General features: G+C 74.2%; 2 protein-coding genes. Both read left to right on the forward strand.

Annotated elements, in window-relative coordinates; genetic code table 11:
- Nucleotides 1-342 (forward strand): flagellar motor switch protein FliN (fliN, locus tag DW309_RS10610; protein ID WP_136045356.1); only part of this gene is annotated, 342 nt, incomplete at its 5' end.
- A gap of 50 nt (nt 343-392) precedes the next feature.
- Nucleotides 393-623, forward strand: a 231-nt coding sequence (locus tag DW309_RS10615) for a FliO/MopB family protein (RefSeq protein WP_240753184.1), incomplete at its 3' end; no start/stop codon positions are given.

The raw sequence follows: 623 nt of genomic DNA on the forward strand, positions 1-623 counted from the left end.
CACGCGCAGCTGTTCGACCTGGTCGACGAGGGCGAGCGCACGATCGGCCGGCTCGCCGTGCGCATCACCCACCGCCCGGCACGACCCGCCGGCGGCGACGGCCGCCTGCACCGCATCGCCGGTGTGGAGATGGAGCTGACGGTCGAGATCGGCCGCACCCGCATGGCCGTGCGTGACGTGCTCGACCTGGAGCCCGGCCGCATCGTGGAGCTGGACCGTTCGGCCGGCGCCCCCGCGGACGTGAAGCTGAACGGCCGCACGATCGCCCACGGCGAGGTCGTGGTGGTCGACCAGGACTACGCGGTGCGGATCACGCGCATCCTCGAGAACGTCGAGGCCTGACCCTGGACGACCTGCTGCTCGCCCTGCGGGTCGGGCTCTCCCTGGCGGCGGTGCTCGGCCTGCTGTGGTTCCTGCAGCGCCGGGTCGCGAAGACCCAGTCGCGCAAGCGCGACGCCGAGCCGATCACGGTGCTGGGGCGTCAGGGCCTCGGGGCGAAGGCGCAGCTCGTGGTGGTGCAGACCGAGGACGCCCGCTACGTGCTGGGTGTCACGGAGCACGGCGTGAGCGTGGTCGACCGCCTTCCGCTGCGCCCGGAGCCCGCGGCCCCGCCCACCGGGCCG

Origin of the sequence: Microbacterium sp. K41, from assembly GCF_004794395.1 — a bacterium.
In the GTDB taxonomy this organism is placed as follows: Bacteria; Actinomycetota; Actinomycetes; order Actinomycetales; family Microbacteriaceae; genus Microbacterium; species Microbacterium sufflavum.